We start from the raw sequence: 16,806 nt of genomic DNA, 5'->3' as shown, positions 1-16,806 counted from the left end.
ACCGCCAGACGGCCCGGCCGCGCCTTTCCGATCAGGCGGCGGCCGGGCTTCGGGCATCCGACATAATCTTCAGCCCGATCGCGACGAAGCAGGCGCCGGCCAGCCGCTCGATACGGTGACGGGCATCGCGGAACCGGTTCATGATCGGCGGCGAGGCCATGAAGAGCTGACGGCGGAATACCAGGCGAGTGCGCTCGCGACGACCAGGCCGATCATCAGCACCATGACCCGCAACGGCATGGCGCCGGACGCGGCCGTCGCAAAGACGCTGGCGAACAGCACGATCGCCTTGGGATTGGTGAGGGTGACGACGAAGCCGAACAGAAGCGCACTGCGCTCGCGCGGCCCTTCGCCGGCGATCTCCACGGGATCGGGCCGCTTGATGATCAGCCGCAGCCCCAGGAAACGAGATAGGCGCCGCCCAGGATGCGGACGAACCAGGTCAGCCATTGATACTGGGTCAGGATCGCCGACAGGCCGATCAGGCTCAGGGCGGCGTAGAAGCCGAGACCCAGCGAAATGCCCAGCGCCGTCGCCAGGCCCGCCCGCGATCCTCGCGTCATCGCAGATCGCACGACCGCGACGAAATCGGGCCCCGGCAGCATCAGTGCCGGGATGAAAACGGCGAACACGCTGCCGACTGCCATGACGAGGTCCATCGGGCATTCTCCCGCGCAGGCTTGAGAGGGGCGATTATCGTCCCGGCTTTCGGCCCATGCAACGAAAGCGACGCCGATGACGCGGATCGTCCGCGCGGCTTTACAAATTCGCGCGGATGGCCGATGGCTGGCGCAACGGCAATCGAGCAGAGAAAGGGGCGCGCGATGGCATGGAACATCACGATCGGCGGAGCCACGTCCCTGATTATCGGCGCCGGCATGTCTGGCGCCCCTGCTGCACTGCAGCCTTCCGGTGCTCCAACATGTCCGGCCCGCGGCGGCGTCGTCTAGACAGCTTCCGCCTATCCGGTCGCCACATGTGACGGCCGCGCATTCCTTCGGAGCCGGAGCCGGTTCCACAAGAGCTAAGTCTGTGATCCATGTCCGATAACGAGTTTTCCCGCCGCGTCGCTGTCGCGGAAGAGGCCCTGCGTGCCCTGTTTCCGGCGACGCCCCTGCAGCTCAACGAGCATCTCTCCGCCAGATACGATGCGCGCATCTTCCTGAAGCGCGAAGATCTGACGCCGGTGCGCTCCTACAAGATCCGCGGCGCCTTCAATTTCATGCGCAAACGGATCGCCAACGGTTCCGCCACCGGACGCTTCTGCTGCGCATCGGCCGGCAACCACGCCCAGGGCTTTGCCTTCGCCTGCCGGCATTTCGGCCTTGAGGGCCGGGTCTACATGCCGGTGACGACGCCGCAGCAGAAGATCGACAAGACCCGCGTCTTCGGTGGCGATGCGGTCGAGATCGAGCTGATCGGCGACTTCTTCGACGATTGCTACGCGGCGGCCAAGGCCTATTCCGCCGAGACCGGCGCGGCGATGGTACCGCCCTTCGACCACGAGGACATCGTCGAGGGCCAGGCGACGGTCGGCCAGGAAATCGCCGCGCAGCTCGACGGCGAGCGCCCCGACATGCTGGTGCTGCCGGTCGGCGGCGGCGGACTGGCCTCCGGGCTGGCCCGCTACTACGCCGGCGAAGCCAGCCCCGACTTCCGCTTCGTCGAACCGCTCGGGGCGCCCAGCCTGCGCACCAGCCTGACCAAGGGCGAGCGCACGCGTTTGCCGCAGCTCGACGGATTCGTCGACGGTGCAGCCGTCGCCGAGATCGGCGCGCTGCCCTACGAGACGCTGTCGCGTTTCACGCCGGACGACGTGCTGCTGTCGCCGGAAGGCCGGCTCTGCCAGACCATGCTGGAGATGCTCAATCTGGAGGGCATCGTCCTGGAACCAGCCGGCGCGCTGGCCATCGACGCGCTGCGCGACCTGAAGGACGAGATCCGCGGCAAGACCGTCGTTCTGGTGGTCTCGGGGGGCAATTTCGATTTCGAGCGCCTGCCGGACGTGAAGGAGCGGGCGCTCCGCTTCGAAGGCTTGAAGAAATACTTCATCCTTCGGCTGGCCCAGCGCCCCGGCGCGCTGAAGGATTTCCTCGATTATCTCGGGCCGGACGACGATATCGCCCGCTTCGAGTATCTGAAGAAATCGGCCCGCGACTTCGCCTCGATCCTGATCGGCATCGAGACCAAGGACCCGGCGAATTTCGAGGGGCTATTGGCCCGCTTCGCCGAGAATGGCGTCAGCTACCAGGACATCACCGACAACAACATCCTCGCCGACCTCCTGATCTGATCCGCCAGCGATCCGCGTGATCACGACCGCCGCGGCTCCGGCCAGCGGCGGTCACGTTTTCAGTCCTGCGGGACCGGTGCGTCGGCGCGCAGCAGCCCTTCGGACTTCAGGTCCGACCAGAGGCCGACTGGGATCGTCTGCCCGATCAGTTGCAGATTGCGCTGCAGATGGTTGCGGGCGGACATGCCGGGGATGACCGCGGCGACGCTCGGATGGGTGAGGGGAAAGCGCAGGGCGGCGGCGGCCAGCGGCACGCCATGGGCCTTGCAGACGCTCTCGATCCGCCGCACCCGATCCAGGATCACGGCCGGCGCCGGCTCGTAATCGTAGGTGGCGCCCGCCACGGGCCCCGTCGCCAGAATGCCGGAATTGAACGGCCCACCGATGACGATCGAGGCGTTCTCACGCTGGCAACGCGGCAGGAAGCTGTCGAGTGCGGTCTGTTCGAGAAGCGTGTAGCGGCCGGCCAGCAGGAACACGTCCCAGCGTCCGTGGTCCATCGCCTCCTCGCAGACTTGCCACTCGTTGACGCCGAGCCCGATCGCTTTGACGTCGCCATTGCGGCGCAATTCGTCGAGCGCCCTATAGCCGCCTTCCATTGCCTGCCTGAACAGCGCCGGATGCGCCGCGGCGCCGTGGGTCACCGGGCCGATGTCATGCAGGAAGAGGATATCGACCCGGTCGACGCCCAGCCGCTGCAGGCTGTCCTCGTGGGAGCGCATGACGCCGTCATAGGAATAGTCGTAGTCGGAGCGGAAGGGCGCCGCGTCGATGAACTTCTCCCGGTCTGGATTGGGCCCGCGATCCGGCCGGATCAGCCGTCCCACCTTTGTCGAGACGACGGCCTCCTGCCAAGGTAACCCGCGCAGCGCATCGCCGAAACGGCGCTCCGACAGGCCGAAACCGTAATAGGGGGCCGTGTCGAAATAGCGAAAGCCCGCCTCCCAGGCGTCGGTCAGGAGGCCGCGCGCCTCGTCCTCGGCGATCGGGGCGTAGAGATTGCCCAACGGCGCGCCGCCGAAGCCGTATTCGGTGACCTGGACGCCGGTGCGCCCGATCTCGCGTTTGCCGAACTGCATGGGTGATCCTCCCTGTTCGTTCAGGCGGAGCCTCGCTGCGGCCGCCGATCTAGTTTGTCGTCACCGGGCGCGAGCGCATCCTGGCGACCGTCTCGCGCTCGGCCCGCTTGCACAGCATCGGCGGCAGACCGCGATCCATCAGGTCCATGTCGTCCAGCACCATGTCGCCCATCCGCTTGAACGCGATATCGAGCGCGCCGGCGCGATGGGCCGAGCAGAGGAAGCCGTCGAGGGTGCGCACCGGATGATCCAGCGCCAGGGGCTCTTCGGGGAAGACGTCGCTGGCGGCCCGGATATGCTTGGAGCGCACCGCCGCCATCAGGGCGTCGAAATCGACGACGTCGGCGCGGCTAAGGAGGATGAAGGACGCGCCCGCGCGCATGGCCGCAAACTGGGCGGTGCCGATGAAGCCCTGGTTCTCCGAGGTGACCGCAGCGACGGTGAAGACCGTGTCGCTCTCGGCCATGACCTCCTCCAGCGTGGCGGGGACAACGCCGTGGCCGCGCAGGATCGCGTCGGGAAGCCAGGGGTCGAACACCCGGATGGTGACGCCGAATCCCGTCAGCAGCCGGTGCAGCGCCCGGCCGAGATCGCCAAAGCCGATCAGGCCGATTTCAGATCCGCCGATCAGGCGGGCGCTGTGGTTGCCGTCGCCGCCCCAGGCTTCGCGGCCCTCGCGGAAGGCGCGCGCCGCGCTGCTGACGCCGCGGGCGAGATCGAGTGCCATGGCGAGGCCCAGTTCGGCGACCGGCTGGGCAAAGACGGCGCCCGTCGTCACCACGTGAATGCCGCGCTCGAACAGCGTCGCATAGGGCATGTTGTCGATGAGGTTGCTCTCGACATTGAAGACGCAGCGCAGCGATTGCAGCCGCTCCAGCGTGGCCGCGTCGATCGGAGGCTGGCCGATGATGTAGCGGGCCGCCGCCAGGACCGGATCGGGCAGGGCGACCAGACCGTCCGGTTCGCATTCCACGACCTGGTAGGTGTCGAAGAGCTGCCTGCGCCGCGCATCGGTCAGGATCAGCGCGAGCGAGCGCGGATGCGGGACACTGATCACCAGCGGCCGGTCGTCGACAGTTGCGGATGGGGCAGCCGGTCGGCTCACGCGACGTTCTCCATGTTCGAATGCGAGCGCGGCGGTCTGGCCGATCCGCGGATCACCAGACGCGACGCCAGCCGCCTGTCCGAGGGGCGACGGCTCGGATCGGCCAGAAGCTCCTGCATCATGTCGGCCGCCGCGTCGATCATCGCGGCGACCGGCTGATGGACCGTCGTCAGGTCGTAGGCCGCATGGGCGGCGACGCCGATGTCGTCGAAGCCGACGACCGCCAGATTGCCGGGAATCTGCAGGCCGAACTCGCTGCGCGCCACGTCGATCACCGCCAGCGCCATGACGTCGTTGGCGGCAAAGATCGCGTCCGGCCGCTCGGCGCCCGACAGCAGCCGCCGGCTTGCGGCAAGACCGTCGGCATAATTGAAATTGCCGGTTTCCTCGGCAAGCAGCGCGACGCCGCGGGCTGCGAGCCGGTCCCTGAAGCCACGCCGCCGCTCGCCGCTCGTCGCCGCACAGGGCAGTCCGGCAAGAAAAGCAGGGCGCCGGCAACCGGCATCGAGAAGCAGGTCGGCGACCGCCGCCGAGATCTCGACATTGTCGACCGTGACCGCGCCCACCGGCACCTCGTCGGCGTGGTCGGAAATGCCCTCGATATCGGAGTTGAACACGACGACCAGCGGAATATCGAATTCGGTATAGCGGGCGGCGGACTGGGGCGAGATGTCGTTGGACAGGAAGAAACAGCCGTCGACGCGGTATTCCAGCATGGACGGCATAGCGATCTGCAGGTCGCTCTCCGCGTCGCCGGAAAAGATCAGCGTTTTCAGGCCATCATCCTGCAGGCGCCGCGCCAGCCGCTCCAGCGCGACGGCGATGAAGGGGTTGTCGAGCCGGCCGGTGACGATGCCGATGATGCCGGAGCGCCGGCTTACCATCGCCCGGACCAGAGCGTTGCGGTGATAGCCGAGCTCCTTGGCGGCGGCGAGCACCTTGCGGCGGGTCTCGTCCGACACGCTGGCGCCCTCGGTGAGGGTGCGCGACACCGCCGAACGCGACACGCCGGCGAGTTCCGCGACGTCGAGCGCGGTCACGCGGCGGCGGGACGGGCGCGAGGGTCGCTTGGCTAACGTCATGCCGTTTCGAGCGCCCCCGTGATCAGGCCGGTCGCCTCTTCCGGAGAGCTGGCGGAGATGGGCTTGTCGGCGACCTTTCGGCCGCGGCGCAGGACCACCAGTCGCTCGGCGACCGCGAAGACGTCCGGCATGCGGTGGCTGATCAGGACGACGGTGACGCCGCTGTCGCGCAGCCGCTTGATGAGGTCCAGCACCTGCGCGACCTGTCGCACGCTGATGGCGGCGGTCGGCTCGTCCATCAGGACAATCTTCGATTGCGCCAGCCGGGTCCGGGCGATGGCGACGGCCTGGCGCTGGCCGCCGGACATCATCCGCACCTTGTCGCCTGGGCGGGTCTCGGACTGGAGTTCGGCGAAGAGCTCGGCTGCGCGGCGCGACATGGCGCGGTAGTCGAGCACCCGGAAAGGGCCGATGCGGCGCTTGAGTTCACGCCCCAGGAAGACGTTGTCGGCCGCGGTCAGGTTGTCGCAGAGCGCCAGGTCCTGATGCACGACCTCGATGCCGTGATTGCGCGCATCGGCACTGTCGGTAAAGCGCACCGGCCGTCCCTCCAGCGCGATCTCGCCTTCGGACGGCTGGAAATTGCCGGCGATGATGCGCACCAGCGTCGACTTGCCGGCGCCGTTGTCGCCCATCAGGCCAACGACCTCGCCATGACCGAGCGTCAGGTCGATGTCGTCGATCGCGTGGATCGCGCCGAAGCGCTTGGAGACGTTGCGCAGTTCGAAGAGCGGTCCGGTCATTCGGCAAGCCTCCGGGTGGCGGCGAACTGGTCGAGGGCGACGGCGGCCACGAGGATCACGCCGATCAGGATCTCCTGGATGAAGGAGGAGACGTTGAGCAGCACAAGACCGTTGGTAAGGACGCCGATCAGCAGCGCGCCGACGACGGTGCCGAAGATGCTGCCGACGCCGCCGAAGAGGCTGGTGCCACCGATGACGACCGAGGCGATCACGGTCAGTTCCAGGCTTAGCCCGGCAACCGCCTCGGCCGAGTTCAGGCGGGCCGAGAGCAGGAAGGCGGCGAGGCCGCAAAAGAAGCCGCTGATGACATAGACCAGCATCACGATCCGGCGGATCGGCACGCCATTCAGCGCGGCGGCCCGGGCATTGCCGCCGGTGGCGTAGACGTGCTTGCCGAAGGCGGTGTAGCGCAGCACCAGATGGGCAACGAGCGCCGCGAGGACGAAGATGATGACCGGAACCGGCACCATCGAGATGCGGCCCTGGCCCCACCAGGCGTAATCGGCGGTGAAGCCGGAGATCGGGCCGCCACCGGAAAACAGCAACGCAGCGCCGCGAAAGGCCGTGAGCCCGCCCAAGGTGACGACGAAGGGCGGCACCTTGAGGCGGGTGATCGCCAGCCCCTGAAGTGCACCGCCCGCCATGCCGACGGCGAGAGCGGCGAGGACGGCGAAGATCACCGGGTTGCCGGCAGCATCGCCGGCGGCGATGGCGAAGCGGTCGTCCAGGCCGCCCTTGGCGACATAGGCGCCGACGAGCCCGGCGAGCGCCAGGAGCGAGCCGACCGACAGGTCGATGCCCGCGGTCAGGATGACGAAGGTCATGCCGATGGCGATCAGCCCGGCGATTGAGACCTGCCGCAGGACGTTGAAGATGTTGAGCGGGTGCAGGAAACGCGGCTCGAGAATGGCGAAGATCGCGACGAGCAGCAGCAGGAACAGCGGGGCGGCATAGCGGGCCAGGAACTGGATCGCATCGAAGGGATGCGCTCGCGAGTGCGGCACCGCAGACGGGGGCGCAGGGGTCATGGTCTCATCCGAAGACAGGGGCAGGAAAGAGCCGGCGGCGACGCCGGCTCTTCTGGCAGCGCGGTAACGCCCGGCGCTACTGGATCTCGCCGAGGCGCTCGGCCTTGTCGAGATTGTCCTTGGTGATCGCGATCGGGTTTAGAAGGACCAGCGGCTCGGGTGCCTTGCCGTCGCGCAGATGCGCGATCATCGCCTCCAGCGCCGTGGCGCTCTGGCCGCCGGGAAACTGCTCGATGGTCGCGGCGAGGCCACCGTCGCGCACCGAGGCCAGTGCCTCGGGCAGGGCGTCGAACCCGATGATCGGGATGTCGAGGCCGCGCTCCTGCGCCACCTGCAAGGCGCCGAGCGCCATGTCGTCATTGGCGGCGACGATGACATCGGGCGGGGTGGCGAGGCCGCCGAGGATCGCCTCGGTGACCGACGCGCCTTCCTCGCGGGCGAAATTCGCCGTCTGCTCGGCGACGAACTCGTAATTGTCCTTGCCGTCGAGGACGTTGTGCAGGCCCTTGTTGCGATCGATCGCCGGGCTCGCGCCGGGCTGGCCCTGCAGATTGACGACGCGGGCGCCGTCCGGGAACAGTTCCATGATGAGGTTGCCCTGGGCCTCGCCGCCGACGACGTTGTCGGCGCCGACATGGGACAGGATGCCCTCGACACCGTCGACGCGGCGGTCGATCGTGATCACCGGGATCTCGGCATCCACGGCCTGCTTGAGGGCCGGGGCCATCGCGACCGCGTCGATCGGGCTGATGATGATGCCGTCGACGCCCTGGATAATCGCCGCTTCGACGTCACCGGTCTGCTTCGTCGTCTGGTTCTGGCCGTCGGTGGCGATCAGGCTGATGCCGCCAACCTCCTCGGCCTTCTTGGTCAGCGCGTCCTGCATGTGGACGAAGAACGGGAACTCCAGCGCCGGCATGGAGGTCGCCAGCGTGACGTCCTGGGCATGCCCCGGCACCATGGCGCCCAGCAGCGACGCGGCAACAACGCCCGGCGCCAGCAATTTCGAAAACGGCTTCATTCCATCCTCCCGAGATCCGGCGCGTTCGCGGCCTCCCAGCGTCGAACGCCCGTATTTATCGTTGCGGAATCAATCGGAAGCGCCAACCGCCCCAAGTAAAACCGCCCTTTGCACACGTGTGCAACGATGCTACGCTAGCTTCGGTGCTGCGATCGGTCAATGGCCGGGCTGTCGCCAGCGGATTTCAACTTGGCGCTGCATGTATAGCGATGTTGCGATGCGAAATCCGACAGTAAAGGGTTGATCTGCGTCGCCTTCGGGTGACACTCAAGGCGAGGGCGACGGCATTCCTGCCGCAAGCGCCCGCGACGAACTGCCGGCGGGAGGGCCGAATATGGGGGAAACAGGGTCGGCTGTAGCCGTGGAGAATCCGCGCTTTGCGGCATTCTTCCCGCCAGACGCGAAGCTGGAGCGCATTGCGGAGGGTTTCATCTGGGCCGAGGGGCCGGTCTGGTTCGACGAGATCGGCGAATTGCGCTTCTCCGACATTCCCAACAACCGCATGATGGCCTGGACGCAGGAGGGCGGACTGCGCGTCTTCCGCCAGCCGGCGCAGAGCACCAACGGTCATACCCGCGACCGCGACGGGGCGATGATCTCCTGCGAGCATACCGGGCGCTGCGTTAGCCGGACCCGGATGGACGGCACCTACGAGGTGCTGGCGACCCACTGGCAGGGCAAGCGGCTGAACTCGCCCAACGACGTGGTGGTCAAGTCCGACGGCTCGATCTGGTTCACCGATCCGCCCTACGGAATCATCTCGGACCATGAGGGCATCCGCGCCGAGAGCGACATCGGGTCGAACAATGTCTACCGGATCGATCCCGACACCGGTGCGGTCGAGCTCGTCGCCGACGATTTCGACCGGCCCAACGGCCTGGCCTTCTCGGTCGACGAGTCCGTTCTCTACGTGGCCGATTCCGGACGCGCCCGCGGCCATGGCTTCGGCACCGACGACAGCCGGCCGCATCACGTGCGGGCACTGACCGTGGTGGATGGCCGGCGGCTGGGCACGAGCCGGGTCGTCTGCGAGGTCGACCGCGTGCCCGACGGCCTGCGGGTCGACATGGAGGACCTGCTGTGGATCTCGGCGGCCGACGGCGTCCATTGCTTCACGCCGGCCGGCGAACGGCTCGGCCGCGTGCGGGTACCGGAGGTCGTGGCCAACCTCACTTTCGGCGGACCGGATCGCGCGCGGCTCTTCATCTGCGGAACGAGTTCGATCTACGCCATCGACACCACGCGGTGCGGGGCGCAGCGGCCGTGATGGTCACCGTCCGCACCTCTCTCACGAACATCCGGCGCCGGAACGGGGCCGACCACCAGAAGGATTGTCGCCCATGCTGAAGGGGATCGACCCGCTCCTGAACGCCGAATTGCTGGGCGTCCTCGCCGCCATGGGACATGGCGACGAGATCGTCATCACCGACGCGAACTTTCCGTCCGAATCCGTGGCGCGCGACACGGTGCACGGCACCGCGCTGCGCATGGACTGCTCGGCCCCGCGCGCGGTCGAGGCGATCCTGTCGCTCTTGCCGGTCGACGATTTCGAGCCGGACGCCGTACGCTTCATGAATGTCGTGGGCGATCCCAAGGCCCGGCCGGAGGTGATCCAGGAGGGCGAGGCGTTGTTTCGGGCCGAAGGCGCAGACCTCACCGGCGTCGACCGGTTCGATTTCTACGATCAGGCGCGCGAGGCCTATGCGATCGTCCAGACCACCGAGCGGCGTTTCTACGGCAATTTCATCATCCGCAAGGGCGTGATCCCGCCGGCATCGGGCGGTTGAGGCGAGCGATGTCGGAGCGGATCGACGCCCATTGCCATTTCTGGCAGCTGTCGCGGGGCGACTATCACTGGCTGCAGGACAATGACGATCCGGCGCTGGCGCCGATCCGGCACGATTTCGGTCCCGCCGATCTCCGGCCGCTTTCAGCAACGGCCGGGATCGGGCAGGTGGTCGTGGTGCAGGCGGCCGAAAGCGATGCCGAGACCGATTTCCTGCTGGCGCTTGCCCGGCAGAACGACGAGATCGCCGGCGTCGTCGGTTGGGTCGATCTGGCCTCGGCCGGGGCCGCGGACCGGATCGCAGCGCTTGCGGCGGAGCCGGCGCTGAAATCGCTCCGGCCGATGCTGCAGGACATTGCCGATCCCGACTGGCTGCTGACGGCCCCGACGCCCGCTGCACTCGCAGCCCTGGACCGCTCGGGCCTGCGCTTCGACGCGCTGGTGCTGCCGGTGCATCTGTCGCGGCTCGCGAGCTTCTGTGCTGCCCATCCCGATCTGCCAGTCATCATCGACCACGCCGCCAAGCCGGCGCTCGGCGCGCCGGCGGACGATCCGCGCCATGCCCTATGGGCCGAGGGGATGGCCCGGCTGGCCAGCGAGACGGCCTGCGCCTGCAAGCTGTCCGGCCTCCTGACCGAAATGCGGCCCGACCAGCGCGACACGCCGGAGGCGGCGCTGAGCGTCCTGCAGCCGGCGTTCGAGCAGCTGATGGACTGGTTCGGACCCGAGCGCCTCGTCTGGGGCTCGGACTGGCCGGTGCTGACCCTGGCGGCGTCTCACGCACTCTGGGTCGAGATCACCGACGCCTTGCTCGCTCCACTGTCGGCGAGCGAGCGCGCGGCGATCCTTGGGGGCAATGCCCGCCGGTTCTACGGGCTGGCGGAGGCGAATAACGGATTTGGCTCAGCCAAGCTGACCGGCACCTGAACGCGCTTTCTCGCTTCCTTGCGCGAGCAATATGTCCCGGTACAACGTAGACGCGCTCCCCTTCCGTTGCGAAACGTGCCAGCTTGGTCAAAGTGCAATGCAGCATCGGGGCTTGATCATGATCTCGCATGGTGTTCCTTCGCATTTCGGAACCGCGGATATCTGTGTGGCGGGAGCGGGCCCGGTCGGTCTCGCAGTTGCACTGCAATGCGCCCAGGCCGGCCTCAAGGTGATCCTTCTGGAGTCCGGTACGCAGCGCGCAAGCAAGACGCACCAGCTGCTGTCGAATTTCACCAGCGACGACGACATCATTCATGCTCCGGCGCATCTGACCGTGCGCAGGGTTCTGGGTGGCACATCAACCATGTGGGGCGGGCGCTGCGTCGAGTACGACGATATCGACTTTGTCAGGCGCGACCATGTGGGAGGATCGGGCTGGCCTATCGCCCATTATACGCTGAGACCGTACTACGACGCCGCGCGCCGTTTCCTCAGCAGCGATTTCGGCGCAATTGACCCGGTGCCGGAGCAGAGTGTCTTCCAGACCACGTCGCTGGAAAGCTGGACCCGCGACAGAAACACGGCGCATTACCACCGCGAGGTCCTGAAATCGTCGAAAAGCATACTCGTCTGCACCGACAGCACATTGGTCGACGTGCGGATGCGCAATGGGGGCGGCGCCGTCGAAGCGTTCGTCATCCGGTCTCGCGGGCAGGAGGTTGTCGTCCGGGGCTGCGCCTTCGTTCTCGCCTGTGGGGGGCGCGAGAACGCCCGTTTGCTCCTCAACCTGCAGAGGCGGTTCTCCGCAATGTTCGGCGGGGAAGGGGGCCCACTGGGACGCCGTTACATGGGCCATCTGGCCGGCGAAATCGCCTGTATCGAATTCGCGGACCCAAGTCTGGCCGAAGCGTTCTTCTTTCGGCGGGCCGGGCAGCGGACCTTCATACGGCACCGGTTTCGACCGACCGACGAGACCCAGCGCCGCCACGAGCTTCTTAATATCGCTTTCTGGCCAAAAAGTCCGCCGCCGGAGGATGCGTCCCATCGCGACGGCGTGGCTTCGGCGCTGCACATAATGAGCCGGCTGCGCGTACGAGCGCGACATCGACCGGGGCGCCCAGCCGACCCGACAGTCGCCAGCGCGCACATCCTTAATATTCTCCGCAAACCGGGCGCTGCGATGATCGGGGCAGCCAGCTATGCCTATCGGCAAGCGACGCCGCGGAGCCGATATCCGCATTATTTTCTTCGGACACCCGATAATATCTATCTACTCCACTAGCACTCCGAACACGCGCCGAACGACGCTAGCCGGATCGCGCTTTCGTCCGACAAGGACGATTTCGGGCTTCACAGGCTATCGGTGAGCTTCCGCTATGGCCACCAGGATTTCCAGTCCGTCGTACGCGCCCATGAACTGCTGGATGAGTGGCTGAGGTCTCAAGGATATGGCCGATTGCGATATCTCGACGATAGCGGGGATCGCCTTGAGGGCATCCGCCGCCATGCCCGGGACGGCTACCACCAAATCGGCCTGACCCGCATGTCGGATAGGCAGGGAGATGGGGTCGTCGACACAAACTGCACCGTACACGGGGTCGCTAACCTCTCCATCGCAGGAAGCTCGGTTTTCCCGACCTCCGGACAAGCCAACCCGACCCTCGCCGCAGTCGCGCTTGCGCAGAGACTTGGCGATCACCTCACCCGAAGGCTCTCGACGCGCGGCTCGCCCAGCCCGGCTCCGCACGACCCGCCAGCACGTTCGTCCTCCACCTTGACTGAGGGGCGTTTCCTCCGAGGACGAACAGACGGGGCAGAAGCGTGAACCGATACTCGGTCATTGACGCGAACCGCACTGCACCCGGGACTATAGGAATTCGCGATACCAGATCGATAGCTGGGTTGGCGGATGGGGTGGGATTCGAACCCACGGTACGGTCTCCCGCACGCCGGTTTTCAAGACCGGTTCCTTAAACCACTCGGACACCCATCCGTGTCTTGTTATCGTTAGCCTTTTCGGCTTCCGCGATCGGCCGGGAAGGGCCTTTGCTACCGAATTGCTACCGAATGGTTTCGCCCGCAGGCTTTACCGCCTGCCGGATTGCCAGGTCAACCTGCTCAGCGGCGTCCGCCTGCATCCCCGGCATAACGTGCGAGTACAGGTCAAGCGTGATCGCGATCGTCGAGTGCCCAAGGCGCTCCTGGGCGATCTTAGGATGGACGCCGGCGGCGAGCATCTGGGTCGCGTGGCTGTGTCGGAGGTCATGGAAGCGGATCCGCGGCAGCGAGGTCTTCGCCATAATCCGCGTCCATTCGTGGGTGAGGGAGCGCGGCTGCAGGATGCGCCCATCGATCTGGGCCACGACATGTGAATCGTCGTTGAGCGCCATTCCAAGGCGAAGCTGTTCCTCAGCTTGACGAGCGCGATAGGCCCGCAGCTCGTCGACAACGGTTGAGGACAGGCTGACGACCCGAGACAAGCCCGACTTCGTTTCCTTCAGGCGGACTGTCCTGTCGATCTGCTCGGCTGTCTCGACGACGGCTAGCGTCCTGCCGGCGAGGTCGACGTTCTTCCATCTGAGCGCAATGATCTCGCCGCGCCGCAAGCCGCACATCACCGCCAGGAGGACCGGCATGTAAATGCGGGTTGGCCGGACGGTCTCTAGCAGTTCCGCGGTCGTGACGGCACCGTAGGCAGCCATGGCCTTGCGCTCGACCTTAGGAGGCTTCGATGCCGTCGCCGGGTTCTTCGGCAGCATGTCCCAAACCACAGCTTGATTGAGTGCCTTGATCAGCACTCGTCGCATGTGGTGCACAGTGCGGGGCGCGAGGCCACCTTTGCCATCGCGCCGGCCGCTTGCAAGAGCTGTTGTCCAGGCAGCGTCGATCCGTTCCGTCTTCAGCTTCGACAGCAGCACGTCGCCGAGGAGGGGGACGATGTTCTTCCGGGCGATCTCCGTATAGCGCTCCAGCGTCTTCGGAGAGACAGCCGACTTCTCGTGTTCCAGCCAGCGATCGAGATAGGCAGTGAGCGTCGTCTTCGTCGGCTCGGTGTAGCCACCGTATTTGATTGCCGTGATAATGCGCGCGCATTCGTCCTGCGCTTGCCGCTTCGTGCCGGCGAAGGAATGCCACTTGCGACGACGCTTACCGCCCGCGTCCGGCAGATCCACGATGATGGCCCATTTACCCGGTGAGCGTTCTCGGATGTGGCCTTTCATTCTGACGATCCCTCTGGAGATTCATTCGACGAATGTGGGTCGCCTTTCTGCGTCTCATATCTCTCTATACTTCGCTGTAACGCTCGACTAACCGAGTCCACCTTCGCTGCCACAAATGCACTCTGCGCATCCTCAAATTTTACGTTCTTTTTCATCGCGTGCGCCGGCTGCAGAATCAAATTGAGCGCGTCAATCAGATCGGCATGCTTATTTACCGTATCCGTATAAAGCCTCATCGTACTAAGGATAAACTCGTCTACATTATCTTCATCTAACAATTTCTCCGAATTATCAACTGCCCTTGCCGAGAAATCTTCTTTTAATTCTACTGCAGTTTTTACGACTTTATCGGAATTTTCATCGAACAGCATGCCGATTTGGATCAGTCGGCGCACTGCCTCTGATTTTGACCTTATGCGGTTCCTCCATCCCCATTCTTCGATCGCGGTCAGTTCTGACCGTGAGATGAACATGTTGAACCGTTCGCTCTTCGGCTCGTCGTCAGGTGTGTCCACAACCATTTTCGTCCCCTCGCGTCTCAACCTACGTATATTGCGTAGGCCCCGCTTGCAATCGTCCCAGCGCCTGCTAGAACGTCATACGCACGCTACGTATGATACGTAGGTTTACCGGAGCTTAAGCGGATGACGATCGACGAAGCCCTTAGCAGGGCCACCATTTCTGTCCCGGACGCAGGGGCAGTATTTTTCGGGTTGGGACGCAACGCGGCCTACGACGCGGCGAAAAGCGGCGAAATCCCTACCATTCGCATCGGCGGGCGGATTGTCGTCCCTGTGGCGAAGTTGGCCGAAAAGGTTGGCCTGCGTACCAGCATCGGGACCGCGGCGTGACGGCGGCGGCGGCGGCGGCGGCTCAGAAAATGAAAGGCTCGGCCGAGGGGGCAACCTCGCCGAGCCATGGTTCAACCCACCAGGAAATGGATCAGGAAATGAACAACCGAACAGATACCACGGCAACAGGCGGGATCGCAACTGAACCCTACCGCTTCGAAGCTGAGTACCCAGCCGAAGCCGCGAAGATCCGGGACATGGAATGCGGCGAGATGATCATTCTCGTGGACGGTCTCATTGCGGCCATGGGAGCGTACCTCTCCATCGTGAACATGCCCCGGTGCCAAGGGGAGAGCGCATCACACTGTTGGCTGGACTCCGAGATGGAGCGTCTTGGCGCCATCCGCGAAATGGCGATGGAGGAAATGCAGCGCCGGCCCTTTGATGGCGGGTATGTCGACGAAGAGCGGATCCGCTGCATCGTCGCTTATCTCGTCGAGTGCGGCGAGCCGGTCGGCAACCTCCTCGACCTGACGGCGCAGATGGTGAAGGCGCGGGATGAAGCGAAGCGCCAGAGGCGCCATGTCAACGCAATCGGCAAGATGATCGTCAATGCGATCGTCGACGACGGTCTCACAGAGCGCGAGCAGATCGCTGCAAGCATCCGCGACCGGCTCGCACCGAATGAGGTCAACGACGCGGACCTCCAGGCGGCAGCGGATCACGTGCGGGCCGTATTCGACGAAGCCGATGCGAGGGCCGCAGCATGATCACCAACAGCGATCAAAGGCAGCGCGAGGCGTTCGACGATTATCTAGCTGCCAAGGCTCTCGTCGAGAAGACGGCGTCCTTCGAGGATGCAAGAGCCGCGGGTGCAGCGCGGCGTCGCTTCATGGACCTCTACCTGCCGTCTGATCGGCGGCTCGGTGAGCCTGCGTCTTGCACCGTCCTTTCCGTTCAGCATCCGGAGGCGCGGCCGTGAGCAGCAACCCGTGGCACAAGCGCTACCACTCGGATGCGCTCAACGGCTACATGGGCCTCAGCCTGGAGGAGCGGGGAGCGTACACCACGCTCCTCGATCTCATGTACCAGAGCGGTGAGCCGGTCGTGGACAATGAGCGCCTGATCGCTGGATGGATGCAGGTGTCGCTCCGCCGGTATCGCATCCTGCGTGACAAACTGATCGTGAGCGGCAAGATCATCCGTCTTGCCGACGGTCGTTTGACGAACGCGCGCTTCCAGAAAGAGCGCGAAAACTCCTCGAAAACCTCTCGAAAACGCGCCGAAAACGGATCGAGAGGCGGAGTAAAATCTGCCGAAGTCCGGAAAAAACGCAGCGTTATCAATGTGCCGGGCCAGCAAGAGCTGCAGCAAAGTTCAAGCTATACGCGCGCGTTCCAGAAGCCAGAAGCCAGAGAAGAACCTGACGGTTCTTATTCCGATCCTGACGGATCGGGCGCAAACGCGCCGCCGGATATCCGAAAAGAGCTGTTCGACGAAGGCATCAGGTCCCTCATCCGGCAGACCGGAAAACCGGATAGTCGCTGCCGGGCGCTGATCGGCAAATGGCTGAAGGCCAGCCGCGACGACTGCCGTGTCGTCCTGACGAAAATCCGGCAGGCGGAGGTGGATCGGGTCGCCGATCCGGTGCCATGGATCGGCGAAGCGATCAAACCCGGCTGGTCGACAGATCCCGTCGAACGCCAGATGAGGCAATCGTTTTGAACGGC

General features: G+C 65.3%; 19 protein-coding genes, 1 tRNA gene and 1 pseudogene. 10 read left to right on the top strand and 11 right to left on the bottom strand.

The genetic code is table 11. The features are described from left to right. Positions 1 to 138: 138 nt before the first annotated feature. Both N7I30_RS16785 and N7I30_RS16780 read right to left on the bottom strand, forming a co-directional pair. Positions 139 to 366, bottom strand: a complete 228-nt coding sequence (locus tag N7I30_RS16785) for a LysE family transporter (RefSeq protein WP_498640289.1) — start codon at positions 364 to 366, stop codon at positions 139 to 141. A gap of 20 nt (positions 367 to 386) precedes the next feature. Continuing rightward, a complete protein-coding gene (locus tag N7I30_RS16780) occupies positions 387 to 659 on the bottom strand; it encodes a LysE family translocator (RefSeq protein ID WP_498640287.1) in 273 nt (90 codons plus the stop codon). A 380-nt stretch (positions 660 to 1,039) separates the two neighbouring features. On the opposite strand from N7I30_RS16780, the gene ilvA reads away from it, so the two are divergent. Then, positions 1,040 to 2,293: a threonine ammonia-lyase IlvA gene (gene ilvA, locus N7I30_RS16775; RefSeq protein WP_498640285.1), complete on the top strand. Its 1,254-nt coding sequence runs from the start codon at positions 1,040 to 1,042 to the stop codon at positions 2,291 to 2,293. A 59-nt stretch (positions 2,294 to 2,352) separates the two neighbouring features. Here the strand turns inward: ilvA and N7I30_RS16770 are convergent, their stop codons facing one another. The 6 genes from N7I30_RS16770 to N7I30_RS16745 all read right to left on the bottom strand — a co-directional run bounded on the left by N7I30_RS16770 (position 2,353) and on the right by N7I30_RS16745 (position 8,351). After that, a complete protein-coding gene (locus N7I30_RS16770) occupies positions 2,353 to 3,372 on the bottom strand; it encodes an aldo/keto reductase (RefSeq protein WP_498640283.1) in 1,020 nt (339 codons plus the stop codon). Between the two features lie 49 nt (positions 3,373 to 3,421). Further along, positions 3,422 to 4,477, bottom strand: coding sequence for a hydroxyacid dehydrogenase (locus N7I30_RS16765; RefSeq protein ID WP_498640281.1), 1,056 nt, complete (start codon positions 4,475 to 4,477; stop codon positions 3,422 to 3,424). Next, the gene (locus tag N7I30_RS16760; RefSeq protein ID WP_498640279.1) at positions 4,474 to 5,559 is read right to left on the bottom strand and encodes a LacI family DNA-binding transcriptional regulator; all 1,086 of its coding nucleotides are present in this window, start codon (positions 5,557 to 5,559) and stop codon (positions 4,474 to 4,476) included. Before N7I30_RS16760 ends, N7I30_RS16765 begins: the two co-directional genes overlap by 4 nt. After that, a complete protein-coding gene (locus N7I30_RS16755) occupies positions 5,556 to 6,302 on the bottom strand; it encodes an ATP-binding cassette domain-containing protein (protein ID WP_498640277.1) in 747 nt (248 codons plus the stop codon). The genes N7I30_RS16760 and N7I30_RS16755 overlap by 4 nt, the downstream gene beginning before the upstream one ends. Continuing rightward, on the bottom strand, positions 6,299 to 7,330 hold the full coding sequence (locus N7I30_RS16750) for an ABC transporter permease (RefSeq protein WP_498640275.1): 1,032 nt from the start codon (positions 7,328 to 7,330) through the stop codon (positions 6,299 to 6,301). Before N7I30_RS16750 ends, N7I30_RS16755 begins: the two co-directional genes overlap by 4 nt. Before the next feature lie 76 nt (positions 7,331 to 7,406). Further along, entirely contained in the window at positions 7,407 to 8,351 is a 945-nt protein-coding gene (locus tag N7I30_RS16745; protein ID WP_244495471.1) for a substrate-binding domain-containing protein, read from the bottom strand. Between the two features lie 334 nt (positions 8,352 to 8,685). Here N7I30_RS16745 and N7I30_RS16740 point away from each other — a divergent pair, with 334 nt between their 5' ends. The 5 genes and pseudogenes from N7I30_RS16740 to N7I30_RS16720 all read left to right on the top strand — a co-directional run. Further along, a complete protein-coding gene (locus N7I30_RS16740; RefSeq protein ID WP_498640272.1) occupies positions 8,686 to 9,618 on the top strand; it encodes an SMP-30/gluconolactonase/LRE family protein in 933 nt (310 codons plus the stop codon). A gap of 73 nt (positions 9,619 to 9,691) precedes the next feature. Next, positions 9,692 to 10,138, top strand: coding sequence for an RbsD/FucU family protein (locus N7I30_RS16735; protein WP_187389658.1), 447 nt, complete (start codon positions 9,692 to 9,694; stop codon positions 10,136 to 10,138). An 8-nt stretch (positions 10,139 to 10,146) separates the two neighbouring features. Continuing rightward, complete coding sequence (locus tag N7I30_RS16730) at positions 10,147 to 11,064, top strand: amidohydrolase family protein (protein ID WP_498640269.1); 918 nt, start codon at positions 10,147 to 10,149, stop codon at positions 11,062 to 11,064. A 118-nt stretch (positions 11,065 to 11,182) separates the two neighbouring features. Beyond that, positions 11,183 to 12,346 carry an FAD-binding protein gene (locus tag N7I30_RS16725; RefSeq protein WP_498640340.1) on the top strand — a complete coding sequence of 388 codons (1,164 nt, stop codon included), beginning with the start codon at positions 11,183 to 11,185 and terminating at the stop codon, positions 12,344 to 12,346. A gap of 27 nt (positions 12,347 to 12,373) precedes the next feature. After that, positions 12,374 to 12,889: pseudogene (locus tag N7I30_RS16720) on the top strand (GMC family oxidoreductase); the annotation flags it as partial. A gap of 78 nt (positions 12,890 to 12,967) precedes the next feature. Here N7I30_RS16720 and N7I30_RS16715 read toward each other — a convergent pair. The 3 genes from N7I30_RS16715 to N7I30_RS16705 form a co-directional block, all read right to left on the bottom strand. Then, positions 12,968 to 13,057, bottom strand: a tRNA-Ser gene (locus N7I30_RS16715). Between the two features lie 67 nt (positions 13,058 to 13,124). Continuing rightward, a complete protein-coding gene (locus tag N7I30_RS16710) occupies positions 13,125 to 14,285 on the bottom strand; it encodes a site-specific integrase (RefSeq protein ID WP_498640267.1) in 1,161 nt (386 codons plus the stop codon). Next, positions 14,282 to 14,806, bottom strand: a complete 525-nt coding sequence (locus N7I30_RS16705) for a hypothetical protein (protein ID WP_498640265.1) — start codon at positions 14,804 to 14,806, stop codon at positions 14,282 to 14,284. The genes N7I30_RS16710 and N7I30_RS16705 overlap by 4 nt, the downstream gene beginning before the upstream one ends. A 123-nt stretch (positions 14,807 to 14,929) precedes the next feature. On the opposite strand from N7I30_RS16705, the gene N7I30_RS16700 reads away from it, so the two are divergent. The 4 genes from N7I30_RS16700 to N7I30_RS16685 are packed head-to-tail and all read left to right on the top strand — an operon-like array spanning position 14,930 to position 16,801. Continuing rightward, entirely contained in the window at positions 14,930 to 15,136 is a 207-nt protein-coding gene (locus tag N7I30_RS16700; RefSeq protein WP_498640264.1) for a helix-turn-helix domain-containing protein, read from the top strand. Next, positions 15,133 to 15,846, top strand: a complete 714-nt coding sequence (locus N7I30_RS16695; protein ID WP_498640262.1) for a hypothetical protein — start codon at positions 15,133 to 15,135, stop codon at positions 15,844 to 15,846. Before N7I30_RS16700 ends, N7I30_RS16695 begins: the two co-directional genes overlap by 4 nt. Then, entirely contained in the window at positions 15,843 to 16,058 is a 216-nt protein-coding gene (locus N7I30_RS16690) for a hypothetical protein (RefSeq protein ID WP_498640260.1), read from the top strand. Before N7I30_RS16695 ends, N7I30_RS16690 begins: the two co-directional genes overlap by 4 nt. Further along, entirely contained in the window at positions 16,055 to 16,801 is a 747-nt protein-coding gene (locus N7I30_RS16685) for a DUF1376 domain-containing protein (RefSeq protein ID WP_498640258.1), read from the top strand. The genes N7I30_RS16690 and N7I30_RS16685 overlap by 4 nt, the downstream gene beginning before the upstream one ends. The last annotated feature ends 5 nt before the right edge of the window (positions 16,802 to 16,806 follow it).

Origin of the sequence: Aurantimonas litoralis (assembly GCF_026153195.1) — a bacterium.
In the GTDB taxonomy this organism is placed as follows: Bacteria; Pseudomonadota; Alphaproteobacteria; order Rhizobiales; family Rhizobiaceae; genus Aurantimonas; species Aurantimonas coralicida.
Note: the sequence above shows the minus strand (reverse complement) of the source record. Positions and strands in the feature narration are given on the sequence as shown.

Coding starts and splice junctions, on each gene's coding strand:
- N7I30_RS16780 (WP_498640287.1), bottom strand. CDS start 659: ATGGACCTCGTCATGGCAGTCGGCAGCGTGTTCGCCGTTTTCATCCCG.
- ilvA (WP_498640285.1), top strand. CDS start 1,040: ATGTCCGATAACGAGTTTTCCCGCCGCGTCGCTGTCGCGGAAGAGGCC.
- N7I30_RS16770 (WP_498640283.1), bottom strand. CDS start 3,372: ATGCAGTTCGGCAAACGCGAGATCGGGCGCACCGGCGTCCAGGTCACC.
- N7I30_RS16760 (WP_498640279.1), bottom strand. CDS start 5,559: ATGACGTTAGCCAAGCGACCCTCGCGCCCGTCCCGCCGCCGCGTGACC.
- N7I30_RS16755 (WP_498640277.1), bottom strand. CDS start 6,302: ATGACCGGACCGCTCTTCGAACTGCGCAACGTCTCCAAGCGCTTCGGC.
- N7I30_RS16750 (WP_498640275.1), bottom strand. CDS start 7,330: ATGACCCCTGCGCCCCCGTCTGCGGTGCCGCACTCGCGAGCGCATCCC.
- N7I30_RS16745 (WP_244495471.1), bottom strand. CDS start 8,351: ATGAAGCCGTTTTCGAAATTGCTGGCGCCGGGCGTTGTTGCCGCGTCG.
- N7I30_RS16740 (WP_498640272.1), top strand. CDS start 8,686: ATGGGGGAAACAGGGTCGGCTGTAGCCGTGGAGAATCCGCGCTTTGCG.
- N7I30_RS16735 (WP_187389658.1), top strand. CDS start 9,692: ATGCTGAAGGGGATCGACCCGCTCCTGAACGCCGAATTGCTGGGCGTC.
- N7I30_RS16730 (WP_498640269.1), top strand. CDS start 10,147: ATGTCGGAGCGGATCGACGCCCATTGCCATTTCTGGCAGCTGTCGCGG.
- N7I30_RS16725 (WP_498640340.1), top strand. CDS start 11,183: ATGATCTCGCATGGTGTTCCTTCGCATTTCGGAACCGCGGATATCTGT.
- N7I30_RS16710 (WP_498640267.1), bottom strand. CDS start 14,285: ATGAAAGGCCACATCCGAGAACGCTCACCGGGTAAATGGGCCATCATC.
- N7I30_RS16705 (WP_498640265.1), bottom strand. CDS start 14,806: ATGGTTGTGGACACACCTGACGACGAGCCGAAGAGCGAACGGTTCAAC.
- N7I30_RS16700 (WP_498640264.1), top strand. CDS start 14,930: ATGACGATCGACGAAGCCCTTAGCAGGGCCACCATTTCTGTCCCGGAC.
- N7I30_RS16690 (WP_498640260.1), top strand. CDS start 15,843: ATGATCACCAACAGCGATCAAAGGCAGCGCGAGGCGTTCGACGATTAT.